The organism is Rufibacter sp. XAAS-G3-1, from assembly GCF_013623775.1.
Lineage (GTDB): Bacteria > Bacteroidota > Bacteroidia > Cytophagales > Hymenobacteraceae > Nibribacter.
Window position 1 is genome coordinate 1 of record NZ_JABFAM010000062.1, and the last position, 500, is coordinate 500.

Genomic DNA, 500 nt, shown 5'->3' on the forward strand with positions numbered 1-500 from the left:
CATAAGACCAACAACAACCCCTCAGGCTTCAGACGCATGAAAGCATGGCTCAAGCAGCATGGTTGTGAGGCAGGGCCCGAAACACTTGCCTGTATGGAACACACTGGCCTGTATACCAGGCAGCTGGTGCACTACCTGCTGGCGCGGGAGGTGCGGGTGTGGATGGAGAGCGCCCTGCAGATAAAGCGAAGTATCGGTATGGTCAGGGGGAAGGGCGACAGGGTGGACGCGCAGCGGATCGCGCGCTACGCCTCCCTGCACCACCGGGAGGCCAGGTGCTTGAGCGTATCAGGGGTGACGCTGGAGCGGCTCAAAGACCTGCAGGCCAACCGCTCAAGGCTCCAGAAGGCCTTGCAGAGCATCAGAGTCACGGTGAAGGAGCTGCTGGCCGTGGACCCCGTCTCTGGCAAAACACTTGAACAGGTGAACAAGAAAGCCGTCCAGGGGCTGGAGAAGAGCATGGAGCAGGTGGAGGAGAAGATGCAGGAGTTCATCGCCAA

1 protein-coding gene is annotated in these 500 nt (G+C 60.2%); it reads left to right on the forward strand.

Going from position 1 to position 500, the window contains the following annotated elements; all coding sequences use genetic code 11:
* Positions 1–36 precede the first annotated feature (36 nt).
* Positions 37–500: transposase (locus tag HHO50_RS21670; RefSeq protein ID WP_255478844.1), on the forward strand; the 464-nt coding region annotated here is incomplete at its 3' end.